The sequence below is a fragment of the Nocardioides sp. genome (assembly GCF_036401255.1).
Classification (GTDB): domain Bacteria; phylum Actinomycetota; class Actinomycetes; order Propionibacteriales; family Nocardioidaceae; genus Nocardioides.
The window spans coordinates 1-15,127 of record NZ_DASWVI010000071.1; the positions used below are offsets into that span (position 1 = coordinate 1).

At 70.0% G+C, this 15,127-nt stretch carries 15 protein-coding genes; 12 read left to right on the forward strand and 3 right to left on the reverse strand.

All coding sequences use genetic code 11. The features are described from left to right. The 11 genes from VGD85_RS03255 to VGD85_RS03305 form a co-directional block, all read left to right on the forward strand. Positions 1–1,395 (forward strand): 4Fe-4S binding protein (locus VGD85_RS03255; protein ID WP_331062014.1); only part of this gene is annotated, 1,395 nt, incomplete at its 5' end. A gap of 117 nt (positions 1,396–1,512) precedes the next feature. After that, positions 1,513–2,367 (forward strand): IclR family transcriptional regulator, encoded by an 855-nt coding sequence (locus VGD85_RS03260; protein ID WP_331062015.1) that lies wholly within the window; start codon positions 1,513–1,515, stop codon positions 2,365–2,367. A 44-nt stretch (positions 2,368–2,411) separates the two neighbouring features. After that, positions 2,412–3,461, forward strand: coding sequence for a galactitol-1-phosphate 5-dehydrogenase (locus tag VGD85_RS03265; RefSeq protein ID WP_331062016.1), 1,050 nt, complete (start codon positions 2,412–2,414; stop codon positions 3,459–3,461). Positions 3,462–3,469: 8 nt separating this feature from the next. Then, a complete protein-coding gene (locus tag VGD85_RS03270) occupies positions 3,470–4,474 on the forward strand; it encodes a hypothetical protein (protein WP_331062017.1) in 1,005 nt (334 codons plus the stop codon). Then, positions 4,471–5,652, forward strand: a complete 1,182-nt coding sequence (locus tag VGD85_RS03275; protein WP_331062018.1) for a mandelate racemase/muconate lactonizing enzyme family protein — start codon at positions 4,471–4,473, stop codon at positions 5,650–5,652. The genes VGD85_RS03270 and VGD85_RS03275 overlap by 4 nt, the downstream gene beginning before the upstream one ends. 45 nt (positions 5,653–5,697) lie before the next feature. After that, the gene (locus tag VGD85_RS03280; protein ID WP_331062019.1) at positions 5,698–7,050 is read left to right on the forward strand and encodes an ABC transporter substrate-binding protein; all 1,353 of its coding nucleotides are present in this window, start codon (positions 5,698–5,700) and stop codon (positions 7,048–7,050) included. Positions 7,051–7,056: 6 nt separating this feature from the next. Next, positions 7,057–7,974 (forward strand): sugar ABC transporter permease, encoded by a 918-nt coding sequence (locus tag VGD85_RS03285; protein WP_331062020.1) that lies wholly within the window; start codon positions 7,057–7,059, stop codon positions 7,972–7,974. A gap of 9 nt (positions 7,975–7,983) precedes the next feature. Continuing rightward, the gene (locus VGD85_RS03290) at positions 7,984–8,811 is read left to right on the forward strand and encodes a carbohydrate ABC transporter permease (protein WP_331062021.1); all 828 of its coding nucleotides are present in this window, start codon (positions 7,984–7,986) and stop codon (positions 8,809–8,811) included. Then, positions 8,804–9,574: an SDR family NAD(P)-dependent oxidoreductase gene (locus VGD85_RS03295; RefSeq protein WP_331062022.1), complete on the forward strand. Its 771-nt coding sequence runs from the start codon at positions 8,804–8,806 to the stop codon at positions 9,572–9,574. The genes VGD85_RS03290 and VGD85_RS03295 overlap by 8 nt, the downstream gene beginning before the upstream one ends. A gap of 81 nt (positions 9,575–9,655) precedes the next feature. Further along, positions 9,656–10,519, forward strand: coding sequence for a fumarylacetoacetate hydrolase family protein (locus VGD85_RS03300; protein ID WP_331062023.1), 864 nt, complete (start codon positions 9,656–9,658; stop codon positions 10,517–10,519). A gap of 5 nt (positions 10,520–10,524) precedes the next feature. Beyond that, a complete protein-coding gene (locus VGD85_RS03305) occupies positions 10,525–13,347 on the forward strand; it encodes an FAD-binding and (Fe-S)-binding domain-containing protein (RefSeq protein WP_331062024.1) in 2,823 nt (940 codons plus the stop codon). A gap of 16 nt (positions 13,348–13,363) precedes the next feature. Here VGD85_RS03305 and VGD85_RS03310 read toward each other — a convergent pair whose 3' ends face one another. The 3 genes from VGD85_RS03310 to VGD85_RS03320 are packed head-to-tail and all read right to left on the reverse strand — an operon-like array spanning position 13,364 to position 14,293. Further along, complete coding sequence (locus VGD85_RS03310) at positions 13,364–13,579, reverse strand: hypothetical protein (protein WP_331062025.1); 216 nt, start codon at positions 13,577–13,579, stop codon at positions 13,364–13,366. A 10-nt stretch (positions 13,580–13,589) separates the two neighbouring features. After that, on the reverse strand, positions 13,590–13,865 hold the full coding sequence (locus tag VGD85_RS03315; protein ID WP_331062026.1) for a hypothetical protein: 276 nt from the start codon (positions 13,863–13,865) through the stop codon (positions 13,590–13,592). Then, complete coding sequence (locus VGD85_RS03320; protein ID WP_331062027.1) at positions 13,865–14,293, reverse strand: CBS domain-containing protein; 429 nt, start codon at positions 14,291–14,293, stop codon at positions 13,865–13,867. Before VGD85_RS03320 ends, VGD85_RS03315 begins: the two co-directional genes overlap by 1 nt. 140 nt (positions 14,294–14,433) lie before the next feature. On the opposite strand from VGD85_RS03320, the gene VGD85_RS03325 reads away from it, so the two are divergent. Next, the coding region (locus tag VGD85_RS03325; RefSeq protein WP_331062028.1) for an acyl-CoA dehydrogenase family protein at positions 14,434–15,127 on the forward strand (694 nt) is incomplete at its 3' end.

Here is a 15,127-nt window from a genome sequence, read left to right on the forward strand (position 1 = left end):
CGCCCGGTGAGCGCGCCCACCCGGGAGCGCCCGGCACGCGAGCGTGGGGCTCGGGAGCGCAACCTGCTCGACAACCGCGCCTTCGCGGCGCTCGTGCGCAGCCGGTGGTACCCGGCCGTGTTCCAGATCCCGGTCGCGGCGGTGTTCGGGTTCGTGGCCTACCAGCTGCTCGCGGGACCGGCGACCGCGCACGACAACGCCGGCACGGCCCTGATGTGGGTGCTCTGGTGGCCCGTCGTGCCGATCACGTTCCTGCTGCTCGGCCGGTTCTGGTGCGCGGTGTGCCCGTTCGCGACCCTCTCGGACCTCGTCCAGCGGCTCGTCGGGGTGAACCGTCCGGCGCCGCGGTTCCTCAAGGCGTACGGCATCTGGCTGATCGACGCGTCGTTCATCGCGATCACCTGGGCCGATCACGTCTGGGGGATCGTCGAGTCCCCGTGGGGCTCGGGCATGCTGCTGCTCCTGCTCACGACCGCCGTCGTCGTGAGTGGCGCGTTCTTCCAGCGGCGTACGTTCTGCCGCTACCTCTGCTTCCTCGGCGGGCTCTCGGGCAACTACGCGCGCGCCGGGATGGTGCAGCTGCGCACCGACCCCGACATCTGCGCGACGTGCACGTCGAAGGCGGCCTGCTTCAACGGGACCGCGACCACCGCGCCGTGCCCGTTGTTCAGCTTCCCGCGGACGATGGACTCGATGGCGAACTGCAACCTGTGCGCCAACTGCGTGAAGTCGTGCCCGCACGACGCCATCGCGATCACGGTCCGGCCACCGGCCAAGGAGCTGTGGCTCGTGGGCCGGGCGCGCATCGAGGAGTCGTTCCTCGCGATGGCGATCATGGGCATCGTCTTGATCCAGAACCTCACGATGCTCGGCATCTGGCGGGACCTCCTCGACCGGATCGAGGTGCACACCGGGATCACCAGCTACCCGGTGATCTTCACGCTCGCGTTCGTCGTGGCGGTCGCCGCGCCGGTCGCCCTCCTCGCCGCGGCCGCGTGGGCGGCCGCACCGGCCAGTCGCGAGACCATCCGTCAGAACTTCGCCCGGTTCGGCTACGCGCTCATCCCGCTGGACGTCGCCGCGCACCTCGCCCACAACCTGTTCCACCTGCTCGCCGAGGGCAGGTCGGTGATCTACAGCGTGGGCCGGGTCTTCGGCGGCTCGGGCGAGGGCTCGGCCGCCGTCGTCGGCACGGGCACGATCCAGGTCCTGCAGTACACGCTGCTCGCCGCGGGTGCGGCCCTCTCGGTCTACACCGCGCGCCGGATCGCGGTCGGCCGGCACGGCGAGACCGTCCGCGCCCGCGACGTGGCGAAGCCCGTCGTCGCGATCGTGCTGCTGTTCGCCGTCGTCAACGCCGTGCTGTTCGCGCTCCCGATGGCCCACCGGATGTAGGGCGCCGGCGCGGCGCGGCGCGGCGCGGCGCCGTGCGCGCTCGCGCCGGTCCCACACTCCGTGCGTCTCGGAATTCTGGACGGGCCCTTGACGCCGACTGTGATCCCGGTCATAGTCGTGCCCGGCCAGTCTGCTGAACCGGAGTTCACATATATGAACCAATCATCATCCGCCGTCAAATCGGCGGCTCGCGCCATCGACGTGCTAGAGCTGCTGGCGGACCGATCCGAGGGGCTGACCCTGCTCGAGATCGCCGACGAGCTCGGTCTGGCGAAGAGCAGCGCACACAGCCTGGTAGGGACGTTGCTCGCCCGGAACGTGCTGCGCCTGACCCAGGACGGGCGCCGGGCGATCTATCGGCTCGGCCACCGCATCTTCGAGATCGGGCAGGCCTACGCGCAGACGACCGACCTGGTGCGCGACGGCCAGCAGATCGTCCAGAACCTGTCGGCGGCATGTGGCGAAACGGCTCACCTGGCGGTGCTCGACGGGAACTTCGTCGTCTACCTCGCCAAGCACGAGGGCACCCATGCCATCCGCATGGTGTCGGCCGTCGGCAAGCGCTTCTCCGCCCACGGCACCGGTGTCGGCAAGGTCCTGCTGGCGGGGCTCGAGGACGCGGAGGTGGAGCGGCGCTTCGCCGTGCCCGGCGCGATGCCACGCCTGACGCCCCACACGGTCACGGATGTGCGGGTGCTGTTGAAGAACCTGGCCGAGGTGCGCCAGGCCGGGCTGGCGACCGAGCGCGAGGAGTCGACCGAAGGTGTCGGCTGCGTCGCCGTTCCCGTGTACGACGCCACCGGGATGGTCGCCGGTCTGAGCGTCTCGGTCCCTGTCGGGCGGTTCCCGGTGGACCGGCAGGCCGAGTTCGCGGACCAGGCCCGCGCGGCCGCGGCGACGTTGTCGGTGCGCCTGGGCGCGGGTCGCTATCCCGATCGCATCGAGCCCGGGACCACCCGGGAGCTGACGTGACGTCCGACAACGGCGGCGCGACCAACCGAGAGGAAGTCAACCGGATGAAGGCCCTCGTTTACGAGGCACCGCTGGTGATGAACGTGCGTGACGTGGAGCGCCCGACGCCGGGCTCCGGCGAGGTGCTGCTCCGCGTGGTCTACTCGGGCATCTGCGGCTCGGAGCTGAGTGGCTTCCTCGGCCAGAACAGCCTGCGCACGCCGCCCCTGATCTTCGGCCACGAGCTGTCAGGCGTCATCGCTGAGACCGGCCCCGAGACGGCGGGCGTCGAGATCGGCGCGCGGGTCACCGTCAACCCGCTCGTGTCGTGCGGTCGATGCGAGTACTGCGTCACCGCACGGCACCAGCTGTGTCGTGAGCGTCTCCTGCTCGGCGCGTCGTTGCCCGGCAGCAACGCGGAGTACGTCGTCGTCCCGGCCGCCTCCCTCGAGCCCGTGCCCGACGGGCTGGACCTGAGCGACGCGTCGATGGCCGAACCCGCGGCATGCGCCGTGCACGCGGTGCGGCTCAGCGGCATCCGCGCGGGGGAGTCCGCGCTGGTCATCGGTGCTGGGCCGATCGGACTGTTCGTCGTCCAGGTCCTCCTGGCGCATGGCGTGACCCGAGTGCTGGTCGCCGACCGGAACCCGGACCGCCGCCGGATCGCCGCGGGCCTCGGCGCCACGGTCGTCCGCGACGGTGACGTCGAGCTGTTGGCCGACGTCAGGTCGGAGACCGGGGGGAGTGGGGTGCGGGTCGCCTTCGATGCCGCCGGCACCGCGACCACGCGCACCAACTGTGTCGCCGCCACGGCGCCGGGCGGCAAGGTGATGCTGATCGGCCTGCACACCGACCAGACCTCGCTGCCGGTGAACACCCTGATCCGAGGCGAGGTCGCCCTGCATGGGGTGTTCGCCTACAACCCGGCTGCGTTCCGGACCGCTCTCGCCTGGCTCGCGGAGGGACGGCTCGGGCTTCGTGATGGCGTGGTGGAGGCCGACCTCGAGGACGGGCTGGGTTGGTACCAGCGTCTCGTCGATGGCCACCCGGCGACGAAGGTGCTCCTCCGGCCCCCCGGAGCCGTCGCCGACCACCTGGTGGAGGTCGAACGATGAGCCCGCGGGTGAGCACGTCCTGGAGCTTCAACGGCGTCCAGGCCCTGGTTCTCGAGAACGACCGGCTTCGAGTCGTCGTCCTGCCCGACCTCGGTGGCAAGGTGTGGCAGGTCACCGACCGGCGTGCGCGTCGTGACCTGTTGTGGCAGAACCCCCGGACCGCGGCCCGTTCCGTGCCGTTCGGCTCGAACTACGACGATGTCTTCTTCGGCGGCTGGGACGAGCTGTTCCCCAACGATGTCCCGGAGGAGCTGGTCGGTGAGGCGTTCCCCGATCACGGCGAGCTGTGGGCCTCCGCCTGGGCGTGGCAAGTCGAGGACCGTGGCGACGCGGTCGGCGTGACCCTCACGCTGGACACGCCGATCAGTGCCTGTCGAATCGAGAAGACGCTGACCCTTGCGGACGGTGCCTCCGATCTCGCGGTGGCCTGGCGCATCGAGAACCAGCTCGGTCGTGACCTCCCGTACCTGTGGAAGCAGCACGTGGCGGTCCCGGTCGACGAGCCGGCAGTGCTCGGCCTGGGCGCGCGGTCGATGTACGTCGAGGGCTTCGGCAACCCGCGCGCTGGACGCGGTGGCAGCAGCTATCAGTGGCCGGTGCTCGTGGACGACGCCGGTGAGCGGCACGACATGCGGCCCACGCTGCCCGGCTCGTCGCAGGTCAGCGAGTTCCAGTACGCCACCGAGCTCGACGCCGGCTGGTGCGCGGTGACCTACGCCGACGGGTCCGGGGTCGGCCTCGCCTTCGACCCCGAGGTGTTCAAGTCCTGCTGGACCTTCGCCTCCTACGGTGGCTGGAGGGCCCACGAGGTGTTGATCCTCGAGCCCTGCACCGGCTACCCCATCGGCGTCGCAGACGGCGTCGCGGCGGGGACCCATCAGATCCTGCCCGCCGGCGCCGTCATCGAGACGGAGCTGCGACTCGTGGCGTACGACGGTCTCGGTGACGTCTCGGGCATCGGCTCCGACGGCAGCGTGCACGGCAACGCCCTCGCCCCGGAGGGCCGGCGATGAGGATCGACTCGGTCGACCTGTACTACCTGCGGATGCCCGAGGTGCTCGACATCGGCGACGGCAGCCAGGACATGCTGCTCGTGCGTGTCGAGAGCGACGGGCACGTCGGCTGGGGCGAGTGCGAGGCGTCGCCCCTGACCTCCATCGCCAGCTTCGTCACCCCGCTCTCGCACAGCGCCTGCCATCCGGTGGTGGACTCCGTCGTGGGCCAGCGTCTCGACGAGGTCGGGGACATCGCGAGGATCGCGGCCGAGGTCCGGGCCCGCAGCCTGGACCTGCTCCAGGCCGAGCACACCCTGTCCGGGATCGAGATCGCCATGTGGGACCTCCTCGGGCGGCGTCAGGAGCGACCTGTCTGGCAGCTGCTGGGCTACGAGCAGTCGTGCCCCAAGACGCCGTACGCATCCTCCTTGTTCGGGGACGACCCGCAGCAGACCTTGGAGAAGGCCGTCAACGTGCGTCGGCTCGGCTACCGCGCCGCGAAGTTCGGGTGGGGGCCGTACGGGACGGGCAGCGTGGGCGCCGACGCCGACCACGTGCATGCGGCCCGCGAGGGGCTCGGGACCGAGGGCATCCTGCTCGTCGACGCCGGAACGGTCTTCGGAGAGGACGTCGAGGCGGCCGCCTTGCGGATACCGGCGCTCGAGGACGCCGACGTGACCTGGTTGGAGGAGCCGTTCACGTCGGGCGCGTTGGGGTCCTACCGGTCCCTGGCGTCCAGGTCGCAGCGAGTCCGGCTCGCGGGCGGTGAGGGCGCCCACAACCCGCTGATGGCCGAGCACCTGATCGACTACGGCGGCGTCGGCTTCGTCCAGATCGACACCGGTCGAGTCGGCGGCATCGGTGACGCGCTGCGGGTCGCGCGCCACGCCCGAGCCGCGGGCGTCACCTTCGTCAACCACACCTTCACCTCCCACCTGGCGCTCAGCGCGTCGCTCCAGCCGTTCGCGGGCGTCGCCGCAGACCGTCTCTGCGAGTACCCGGTCGAGGCAAAGACGCTGGCGCGGGTCGCGACCGCGACGTCCCTGTCTCTGGACGACAACGGACTCGTCGCCGCTCCTGCGGCGCCCGGCCTGGGTCTGGACGTAGATCTCGATGCGATCCGGCCCTACCTCGTCGACGTCGAGATCTCGGTGAACGGAACAACGCTCTACACAACCCCGGACCTGCGCTCGTAGGACGACACCGCTCGGCCCCGGCCGGCACACCGATGGAGGAGAACAATGAACGCACGACGTAGCGTGGCAGCGGCTCTCAGCGCTGCGGCGCTCCTCACGACCGCCGCCTGCGGAGGGGGGTCGAGCGACGGGCAGAGCCCGGAAGGGGCCGGCTCTCCGCAGGCGTTCCCCACCGAGGACGTCACGCTCACGATGTGGTGGTGGGGGGAGCAGGAGGCTCCCGGAGCCAAGCAGTGGCTTGCCGACACGGTGAAGGCGTACGAGGCCAAGCACAGCAACATCACCATCAAGACGGTGCTGCAGACTACTGACGGCCTGATCCCGAGCTTCGAGGCGGCGGCCGCGGCGAAGCAGGGCCCGGACATCGAGTACTTCTGGGGCGGCATCTACTCCCAGCAGCCGTACTGGTCCGAGTCGATCACTCCGGTGTCGGACTACATTCCGGCCGACGAGCTGGCGCACTACACCAACGCGGCTCTCGAGGACACCTACGACGGCCGGACGCTGACGGCGCCGTGGTACGTCAACCCGCAGTTCCCGGTGCTGGCACGCACCGACGTGCTCGACGAGCACGGCCTCGAGGTCCCCACGACGTGGGACGAGCTGTTGAACGTCTGTGACGTGTTGAGCGCAGACGGGGTCACGACGCTCGCCGGCGGCGTGAAGGACGGCTGGTTCGGTGGTTGGCTCTACTCGATGCTCGGCGCCCAGTCTGTGGCGTCCAAGGACGACGTCACCGCTGCGGTCCGCGGTGACCAGTCCTTCACCGACCCCAACCACGCCGAGTGGTGGACCCGGCTGGAGGAGACCCGCGAGCACGGCTGCTGGAACGACGACATCAACTCGCTCGAGCTCTACCAGGCCCAGCAGCGCTGGGTGGACGGCGACGCGGCCATGACCATCACTGCAGGCACCGATGCCCCGAACTTCGTGGAGAAGGTCGGCGCCGACAAGGTCACGGTGACGACCATGCCGACCTGGGGTGACGGGGCGTACGCCGGCAAGATGGGGACGACCTCGCAGACGGTCGGGATCACCTCGTGGTCGAAGTACCCGCAGGTTGCTGCGGACTTCATCATGTTCATGCACACCCCCGATCGGCTGCAGGCGTGGTACGACCAGACCGGCTCGCTCCCGGCCGACGACCGATTCGACATGTCCAAGGTCGGCGACCCGGTGAAGAAGCAGCTCTTCGCCTACGCCGCCGACGGCGCCCCCTACCTGGAGAACTTCATCCCCTCCGCCCTGGACAGCAAGGCAGTGTTCGCCGGCGTGCAGCTGGTCCTCCAGGGATCCAAGTCCGGTGAGGAGGCGGCCGCGGACATGCAGGCCGAGGCCGAGAGGCTGCGTCGCACCGACCGGTCCCTGGTGGACAACTTCGAGGGCTGGACGGACTAGCGCCCGATGACAACCGACGTCGCCACCGTCGGACCGGCCTCCCGGCCGGTCCGACGGGGCCTGGCTCACCGTCTCGGCCCGCTGCCGTGGGTCGCGCCTGCCGCCCTCGCGATCCTGTTCGTGTTCGCGTACTCGATGTTCGAGCTGGTCAGGCAGTCGTTCCAGTACGACGACGCCTGGGTCGGGTTCGAGAACTTCAGCCTGGTGCTCACCGACCCGTTGTTCCGCACGGCGATCTGGCACAACACCCTGCTGCTCGTCGCGGTCCCGGTCCTCGTCGTGCTGGCCCTGTCCGTCGCGGTCGTGCTCTACGAGACCCGGCGCGGCGTCGTCGCCTACCGGGCGATCCTGTTCCTGCCCTACATCCTCCCGATCCCGGTCATCGGCGTGGTCTTCGGCCAGCTGCTGCAGCTCAACGGTGCGCTCAACGGCGCACTCGACGGCCTCGGGCTGGGCTCCGTGACCCAGGACTGGCTCGGCAATCCCCAGCTGGCCCTGTGGACGATGGGCGGGGTCATCGTCTGGAAGGAGGTCGGGTTCGGCATCGTGCTGTTCCTGGCCCGGATGATGTCGCTGCCTGAAGACGTCTACGAGTCCGCCAGGCTGGACGGCGCCGGCTTCTTCCGCATGCACTGGCACGTCACGATCCCCCAGATGCGGCCGCTGGTGGTCTTCTACGTGATCAGCGAGGCCATCGTGATGGTGTCGTGGGTCTTCAACTACGTCTTCGTCATGACCAACGGCCAGGGCGGACCCGGCACGTCCACCGTCGTGACCGAGCTGTACATCTACCGGACCGCCTTCCAGGACCAGGCGCCGGAGCTCGCCAGCGCAGCCGCCGTGCTGCTGTTCCTCTCCACGCTCGTCCTGATCGTGGGGTTCTTCCGTGTCCAGCGCGCCGAGGGAGGCACGTTCGGTGACTAGGAGCTCGCCATGCTGATCCAGCGTCTCGGGGCCGCCTCCCGACACGTCGTCCTCGTCGTGATGTGCGTCATCGCCCTGGGCCCGGGGTACCTGATGGTCACCGGCTCGTTGAAGTCGCAGGCGGAGTTCCTCGGCCATCCTTGGGCGCTTCCGACGAGCCCGGACCTGGAGGCGTACCGCACGACCTTCAACGACCAGTTCACCCGGTGGCTCTTCAACTCGGTGCTCGTCACCTCCGTCGCGGTGCTGCTCACCATGGTCATCGCTGCGCTGGCGGCGTGGGGCTTGGTGAATTGGCCGTTCCGCGGACGCGACACCGTCCTCGGGATCACCGTCTCCCTCATGGTGGTGCCGCCGGTCGTGCTGCTCATGCCGCTGTTCCAGGTCGGCGCCGAGCTCGGCTGGATCTCGACCTACCGCATCGTCATCCTCGTGTACGTCGGCTTGATGCTGCCGTTCTCCATCTACCTGTTGGCGAACTTCTTCAGGACCATCCCCGCCAGCCTGCTGGAGGCCGCCGCCCTCGACGGTGCCTCGCCGTTCCAGGTCTTCCGCCGCATCGTGCTGCCGCTGTCCGGGGCGCCGGTGGCCACGCTCGTGGTGGTGAACCTGCTGTGGGCGTGGAACGAGCTGCTGCTCGCGCTCGTGTTCCTGCAGACCGACGAGAAGAAGACCCTGATGGTAGGCATCACCGGCTTCCAGAGCCGCTACAGCCTCGACATCCCGACGGTCATGGCGGGCATGGTCGTCGCGACGCTGCCGCTGGCGGCGGCGTACATGTTCGGGCAGCGCTACTTCATCCGCGGGCTCACGGCAGGAGGACTCAAGGGTGAGTGACCACCACGAGCCGGGCGCGAGCTCCCGCCCGACGGCGTACGACTTCTCCGGCCGGCGCGCGGTCGTGACCGGTGGAGCGCATGGCATCGGTGCCGCGATCACGCTGGTGCTGCGCGCGGCCGGCGCGCAGGTACTGGTCGTGGATCTCGACGCCGGCCCTCACGACGTCCAGGTCGACCTCGCCGACCGCTCGGCCCTGGGGGCGGCCATCCCCGATGTGCTCGAGAGGCTGGGTGGCGTCGATGTGCTCGTGAACTGCGCCGGCGTGTTCTTGGGTAGCCCGGTGGTCGGCCTGGACCTCGCGGCCTACGACCGAACGCTCGCGGTGAACCTTCATGCGCCGGTGATGCTGATGCGCTCGCTGTGTGAGCCGATGTCGGCGCAGGGCTACGGGCGGGTCGTGAACGTCACGAGCATCCACGCGAGGCTGAGCGAGCCGACGTCGTTGGCCTACGACGTCTCCAAGGGCGGCCTCGAGTCGGCGACCCGGACCGCCGCCCTGGAGCTCGCGGACCATGGCGTCCTGGTCAACGCGGTGGCCCCGGGGTTCGTGGCGACCCGGATGTCCGTGGTCGACGGTGAGGACGAGCTGCTGGGCGCGACCTTCACCGACGTGTACGTCGACCGGGGACGACTCCCCCTGCGTCGCGCGGCTCGAACCGAGGAGATCGCGCATGCGGTCGCGTTCCTGGCGAGCGAGCAGAACAGCTACATCACCGGGCAGACGGTCACCGTCGACGGCGGCCTGTCCGCCCGATTCTGAGCCTGCGCGCCACACCGGCCGAGGGTGGTTGATCCCCGCCTCCGGCGACACGACACCTCACAGGAGAGAGTGAACAAACCCATGCAACTCATGCGCCTCGGTCCCGCGGGATCGGAACGTCCGGTCGTACGGCTCGACGACGAGTCGTACGTCGACGTCTCGGACATCATCGACGACTACGACGAGAGGTTCTTCGCCGGCGGTGGTCTCGCGACGCTCGCCGACCTCGTCGCCGAGCGGGCCGCGAACGCCGACCGACGACGTCGGTTCACCAGGGAGCGGGTCGGGGCGCCGATCGCCCGGCCCCACCAGATCCTCTGTATCGGGCTCAACTACAGCGACCACGCCGCCGAGACCGGCCAGGCGGTCCCGCAGGAGCCGATCCTCTTCACCAAGTCGCCCAACACGTTGGTCGGGCCGTACGACGACGTGCGGATCCCGCGCGGGGCCACGAAGACGGACTGGGAGGTCGAGCTCGGCATCGTCGTGGGTCGTCGGTGCAGCTACCTGGAGACCGACGAGGAGGCGCGAGACTCGATCGCCGGGTTCGTTCTGGTCAACGACGTGAGCGAGCGTGCCTTCCAGCTGGAGCGGTCGGGGCAGTGGTCGAAGGGGAAGTCGGCAGAGACCTTCAACCCGGCCGGTCCGTGGCTGGCGACCACCGACGAGGTCGGCGACGTGCTCTCGCTCGGGATGTGGTTGGACGTGAACGGCACCCGCCGCCAGGACGGGTCGACGGCGACGATGATCTTCGACCCCTACTTCATCGTGCGCTACCTCAGCCAGTTCATGGCGCTCGAGCCGGGAGACCTGATCAACACCGGGACGCCCCCCGGCGTCGGGATGGGGCACGACCCGCAGATCTGGCTCCAGCCCGGAGACGTGATGGAGCTCGGCATGGACCGGCTCGGGAGCCAGCGCCAGACCGTCGTGGGTCCGCGCTAGTGCCGGTGGTGTCGCCGAGGGGGCTCCGGCCGGCGGTGCTCGACGCGCTCGAGGCGGCCGCACCCGGGCGGGTCACCGACCGGGCGTCGGCCCGGCTGGCACGCGCGCACGACGCCTCGCACTACCTGCTGGTTCCGGAGCTGGTGGTGACCGCCGCCGACAGTGACCAGGTCGCGGCGATCCTGCGGGCGTGTGGTGCCCTCGCCGCACCGCTGACCTTCCGCGCCGGAGGTACCAGCCTCAGCGGTCAGGCCGGCTCGGACCACGTCCTCGTCGACACCCGCAAGCACTTCCGGGCGATCACGGTCCTCGACGACGGAGCGCGAGTCTCGGTGCAGCCGGGCGCGACCGTACGGGCCGTGAACGCCCGGTTGGCTCCCTACGGCACGAGGCTCGGTCCGGACCCAGCCAGTGAGGCGGCCTGCACCGTAGGTGGCGTCGTCGCCAACAACTCGAGCGGCATGGCGTGTGGGGTGACGCTCAACACCTACCGGACCATGCAGTCGGCGGTCGTGGTGCTCGCCAGCGGGACCACGATCGACACCGGGGCAGCCAGCGCCGAGCAGCGGCTGGCTCGCGTCGAGCCCGAGCTGTACCGCGGGCTGCTGGCGCTGCGGGACCGGTTGCGGTCCAGCCCGGCGTCGGTGCGCGAGATCGAGCGCCAGTTCGCGATGAAGAACACGATGGGCTACGGGTTGAACTCGTTCCTGGACTTCGACCGGGCGGTTGACATCTTGGCCCATCTCGTCGTCGGCAGCGAAGGAACCCTGGCGTTCGTCGCCGAGGCGACGTTCCGCACGGTGCCGGTCCGTCCGCACGCCGCTACGGGGCTCGTCGTCTTCGACGACCTGGACCGCGCCACGAACGCGTTGCCGGAGCTCGTTGCCGCGGGGTTCACGACGATCGAGCTCATGGACGCCACGTCGCTCCGGGTCTCTCAGAAGGATCCGCGAGCACCAGCGGTCCTGACCGGGCTCGACGTCCGTGAACACGCGGCTCTGCTGGTCGAGCACCAGGAGCGGGAGGCCGACGTCCTCGCCCGTCGTGTGTCCGAGAGCGCCAAGACCCTCGACGGCCTCGCCCTGTCCGTACCACCGCAGCTGACGGGGGACTCGTCTCGTCGCGCGGCACTCTGGCAGTTGCGCAAGGGCCTCTACGCGGCTGTTGCCGGTCACCGGCCCTCGGGGACGACCGCTCTCCTGGAGGACATCGCGGTTCCGGTGGAGAGCCTCGGCCAGGTCTGCCAGAGCCTCGTCGAGATGTTCGCGACCTATGCCTATCGAGACAGCGTCATCTTCGGTCATGCCAAGGACGGCAACGTCCACTTCATGCTCAACGAGCGATTCGACCGGCCCGGGCTGCTCGACCGGTACCTCGCGTTCACCGACGACATGGTGGATCTGGTGCTCGGGGCCGGCGGCACGCTCAAGGCGGAGCACGGCACCGGCCGGATCATGGCCCCGTTCGTCCGTCGGCAGTACGGCGACGAGCTCTACGACGTCATGGTCCAGGTGAAGAACCTGTTCGATCCCCGGGGCATCTTGAACCCGGGCGTCCTGATCAGTGATGACCCGCGGGCGCATGTCGCCAATCTCAAGACGACGCCGACGGTCGAGGACGAGGTCGACCGGTGCGTCGAGTGCGGGTTCTGCGAGCCGGTGTGCCCCAGCAAGGACCTCACGTTGACTCCACGGACGCGCATCGCCTTGCGCAGGGATATCGCCGGCGCCCGCGGCCGCGGCGACCAAGCGTTGGCCGACGAGCTCGAGGCCGATTACGAGTACGCAGCGCTCGACACCTGTGCCGTCGACGGGATGTGTCAGACCGCCTGCCCGGTGCTGATCGACACCGGCACCCTGGTGACGAGGCTTCGTGCCGAGCGACAGACCGCGGCCAGCGAGAAGGCCTGGAGCCATGCCGCCCGGCACTGGAAGGGCGTCACCCGGGGTGCGTCCCTGGCCCTGAGCGCGGCCGCGCGGCTGCCCTCCGTGGTTCCGGAGCGGGGTACGGCGGCGGCACGACGGGTGCTGGGGGAGGAGAGCGTCCCGGCCTGGACCGCTGATCTGCCGAGCGGAGGGAAGCGTCGAGGTCGACTGGTCGCGCGGGCGCCGGAGCCGGCGGCGGTCCACTTCGCGGCCTGCGTCGGAGCCATGTTCGGGACGGCCGGCCCGGGCGGTGATGCGGCCAGCGCGTTCGACGAGCTCTGTCGACGGGCCGGTGTCGCCGTCGCGGTCCCGCCGGCCATCGACTCGCTGTGCTGCGCGACCCCCTGGAAGTCCAAGGGCCTGACCGTCGGCCGCGACGCCATGCGTGCGAAGGTCCTCCCCGCGCTCTGGGAGGCGACCGACCACGGGCGCCTGCCCGTGGTCTGCGAGGCATCGTCGTGCACGGAAGGCCTGGCCGCGCTACTCGGGCCACAGCGCGACTTCCCGGGGGTTCGAGTGATCGACGCGTTGGAGTTCACGGTCGCCGAACTGCTCCCCCGGCTTCCGGCACCCCGCACGGTGCGATCGGCCGCGGTCCACCCCACCTGCTCGACGACTCGGATGGGGACCACCGCCGCACTCACGTCGATCGCGTCCGTGCTCGCGACCGATGTGGTGGTGCCGGACGACTGGGGGTGCTGCGGCTTCGCCGGTGATCGGGGCATGCTGCATCCGGAGCTGACGGCGAGCGCGACCGCCGCCGAGGCGGAGGAGGTGCGCCGAGCAGAGCACGACCTCTACCTGTCCTCGAACCGGACCTGTGAACTCGGGCTGAGCCGAGCGACCGGCATGAGGTACGAGCACGCGCTCCAAGCGCTCGAACGTGCCACCCGAGTCGGGTGATGGCTCGACCCGTGGACTACCGGGAAGACTCGTTTCCGGGCTCCGGTGGGTGGTGTCGCGGCGGGGCGTTCGGTCCCGCGGTGCCCTCCTGGGGATGGCCGCTCTCGCTGGGCGGGTAGCCGGCGGTCGCGTCGCCGGGGGAGATCGGCTCGGGAGCGTCGTCGAGGTCCTCGACCTCGGAGACCTGGCCGTCCTCCGGCTCCTCGTCGGTGCTGCGGTGCTCGGCGCTCATGCCGTCCTCCTCATGCCGTGGATCCGTCGGATCGGCCCGTGTCGACGCGGTGTCCCGACCTGATGTCGCTGGCGACCTCGGCGAGCGATCCCTGGTCGGTGCGCAGCCCTCGGCTGCGCAGCTCGAGCGCCAGGCGCTCCGCGACGTCGAGGCCCGCCTCGTGGGTGTACGCCGTCGCGGTCGCGTCGATCGCCTCCTGGGCGACGTCCTCGATCGGCGCGCCGAGCTCGTCGGCCCGCTCCGGGTCCCGTTCGAACCTCGTCATCTGCTGCTCCGGGCCGAGCATCAGCCGTTGCTCGGTGCCGCGGAGATCGCGGCGACCAGGTCGCCGACCCGGTCCTCGGGCAGGTTGGTCGCGATGTCGGCCTGGCTGAGCATCCCGACCAGGTCGTAGCCGTCGATGACGGGCAGGCGGCGGACGCCGTGCCGGGTCATCGTGGCCAGCGCCTCCTCGATGGAGTCGTCGGCGCCGATCGTGACGACCTCGTCGCCGGCGTAGTCGGCGACCTTCGCCGTCGTCGTGTCCATGCCCTCCGCGACACAGTTCATCACGATGTCGCGGTCGGTGATCATCCCCTTCAGCCGGTTGTCGTCGCCACAGATCGGCAGCGCGCCGACATCGAGGTCGCGCATCTTCCGGGCCGCCTCGCTGACGGTGTCGCTCACCTGGGCGCACTCGGCGCCGCCGGTCATGATCTCGCGTGCGGTGGTCATCTCGACCCTCCTTCGCCTCGTCCTCGTTCGTGCGGGTCGCCTCCTCGGTATCCGAAGCGGCCCGCTCCACACGCGGCAGCGCCGACGAGTAGGGCCGCGGAGGTTAACAACCGCTAACCGGACCGGTTAGGGTGGCCGCCATGAGCGAGTCGTCGACGTACGAGCTGTCCCGTGAGCACGAGGAGTTCCGCCGCAGCGTGCGCGAGTTCGCGGAGGCCGAGATCGGCCCGCACGCCGCGCAGTGGGACCGCGAGCACCACTTCCCGACCGACGTCGTGCAGAAGATGGGCGCGCTCGGGCTGATGGGGCTGACGGCACCGGAGGAGTTCGGCGGTGCCGGCATGGCCGGCGAGGACGGCGGCTTCACCTCGCTGTGCATCGCGATCGAGGAGGTCGGCCGCGTCGACCAGTCGATGGGCATCACCCTCGAGGCGGCCGTCGGCCTCGGCATCAACCCGATCCTCACCTTCGGCACCGACGAGCAGCGTGCCCAGTGGTTGCCCGACCTGGTCGCCGGGCGGAGGCTTGCCGGCTTCGGGCTGACCGAGCCCGGCGCGGGCTCCGACGCGGGCGCCACCAAGACCAAGGCCGAGCTGCGTGACGGCGAGTGGGTCGTGAACGGCAGCAAGCAGTTCATCACCAACTCCGGGTCGGAGATCACCTCCCTCGTCACGGTGACCGCCCGCACGGGTGAGACCGAGGACGGCAAGGCCGAGATCTCCACGATCATCGTGCCGAGCGACACCGAGGGATTCACGGCCGAGAAGGCCTACGACAAGCTCGGTTGGCACGCCTCGGACACCCACCCGCTGAGCTTCAACGACGCGCGCGTGC

Bases quoted from the DNA above. Each gene is read 5' to 3' on its own strand.
- VGD85_RS03265 (WP_331062016.1), top strand. From the start codon at position 2,412: ATGAAGGCCCTCGTTTACGAGGCACCGCTGGTGATGAACGTGCGTGAC.
- VGD85_RS03275 (WP_331062018.1), top strand. From the start codon at position 4,471: ATGAGGATCGACTCGGTCGACCTGTACTACCTGCGGATGCCCGAGGTG.
- VGD85_RS03280 (WP_331062019.1), top strand. From the start codon at position 5,698: ATGAACGCACGACGTAGCGTGGCAGCGGCTCTCAGCGCTGCGGCGCTC.
- VGD85_RS03285 (WP_331062020.1), top strand. From the start codon at position 7,057: ATGACAACCGACGTCGCCACCGTCGGACCGGCCTCCCGGCCGGTCCGA.
- VGD85_RS03290 (WP_331062021.1), top strand. From the start codon at position 7,984: ATGCTGATCCAGCGTCTCGGGGCCGCCTCCCGACACGTCGTCCTCGTC.
- VGD85_RS03300 (WP_331062023.1), top strand. From the start codon at position 9,656: ATGCAACTCATGCGCCTCGGTCCCGCGGGATCGGAACGTCCGGTCGTA.
- VGD85_RS03310 (WP_331062025.1), bottom strand. From the start codon at position 13,579: ATGAGCGCCGAGCACCGCAGCACCGACGAGGAGCCGGAGGACGGCCAG.
- VGD85_RS03315 (WP_331062026.1), bottom strand. From the start codon at position 13,865: ATGCTCGGCCCGGAGCAGCAGATGACGAGGTTCGAACGGGACCCGGAG.
- VGD85_RS03320 (WP_331062027.1), bottom strand. From the start codon at position 14,293: ATGACCACCGCACGCGAGATCATGACCGGCGGCGCCGAGTGCGCCCAG.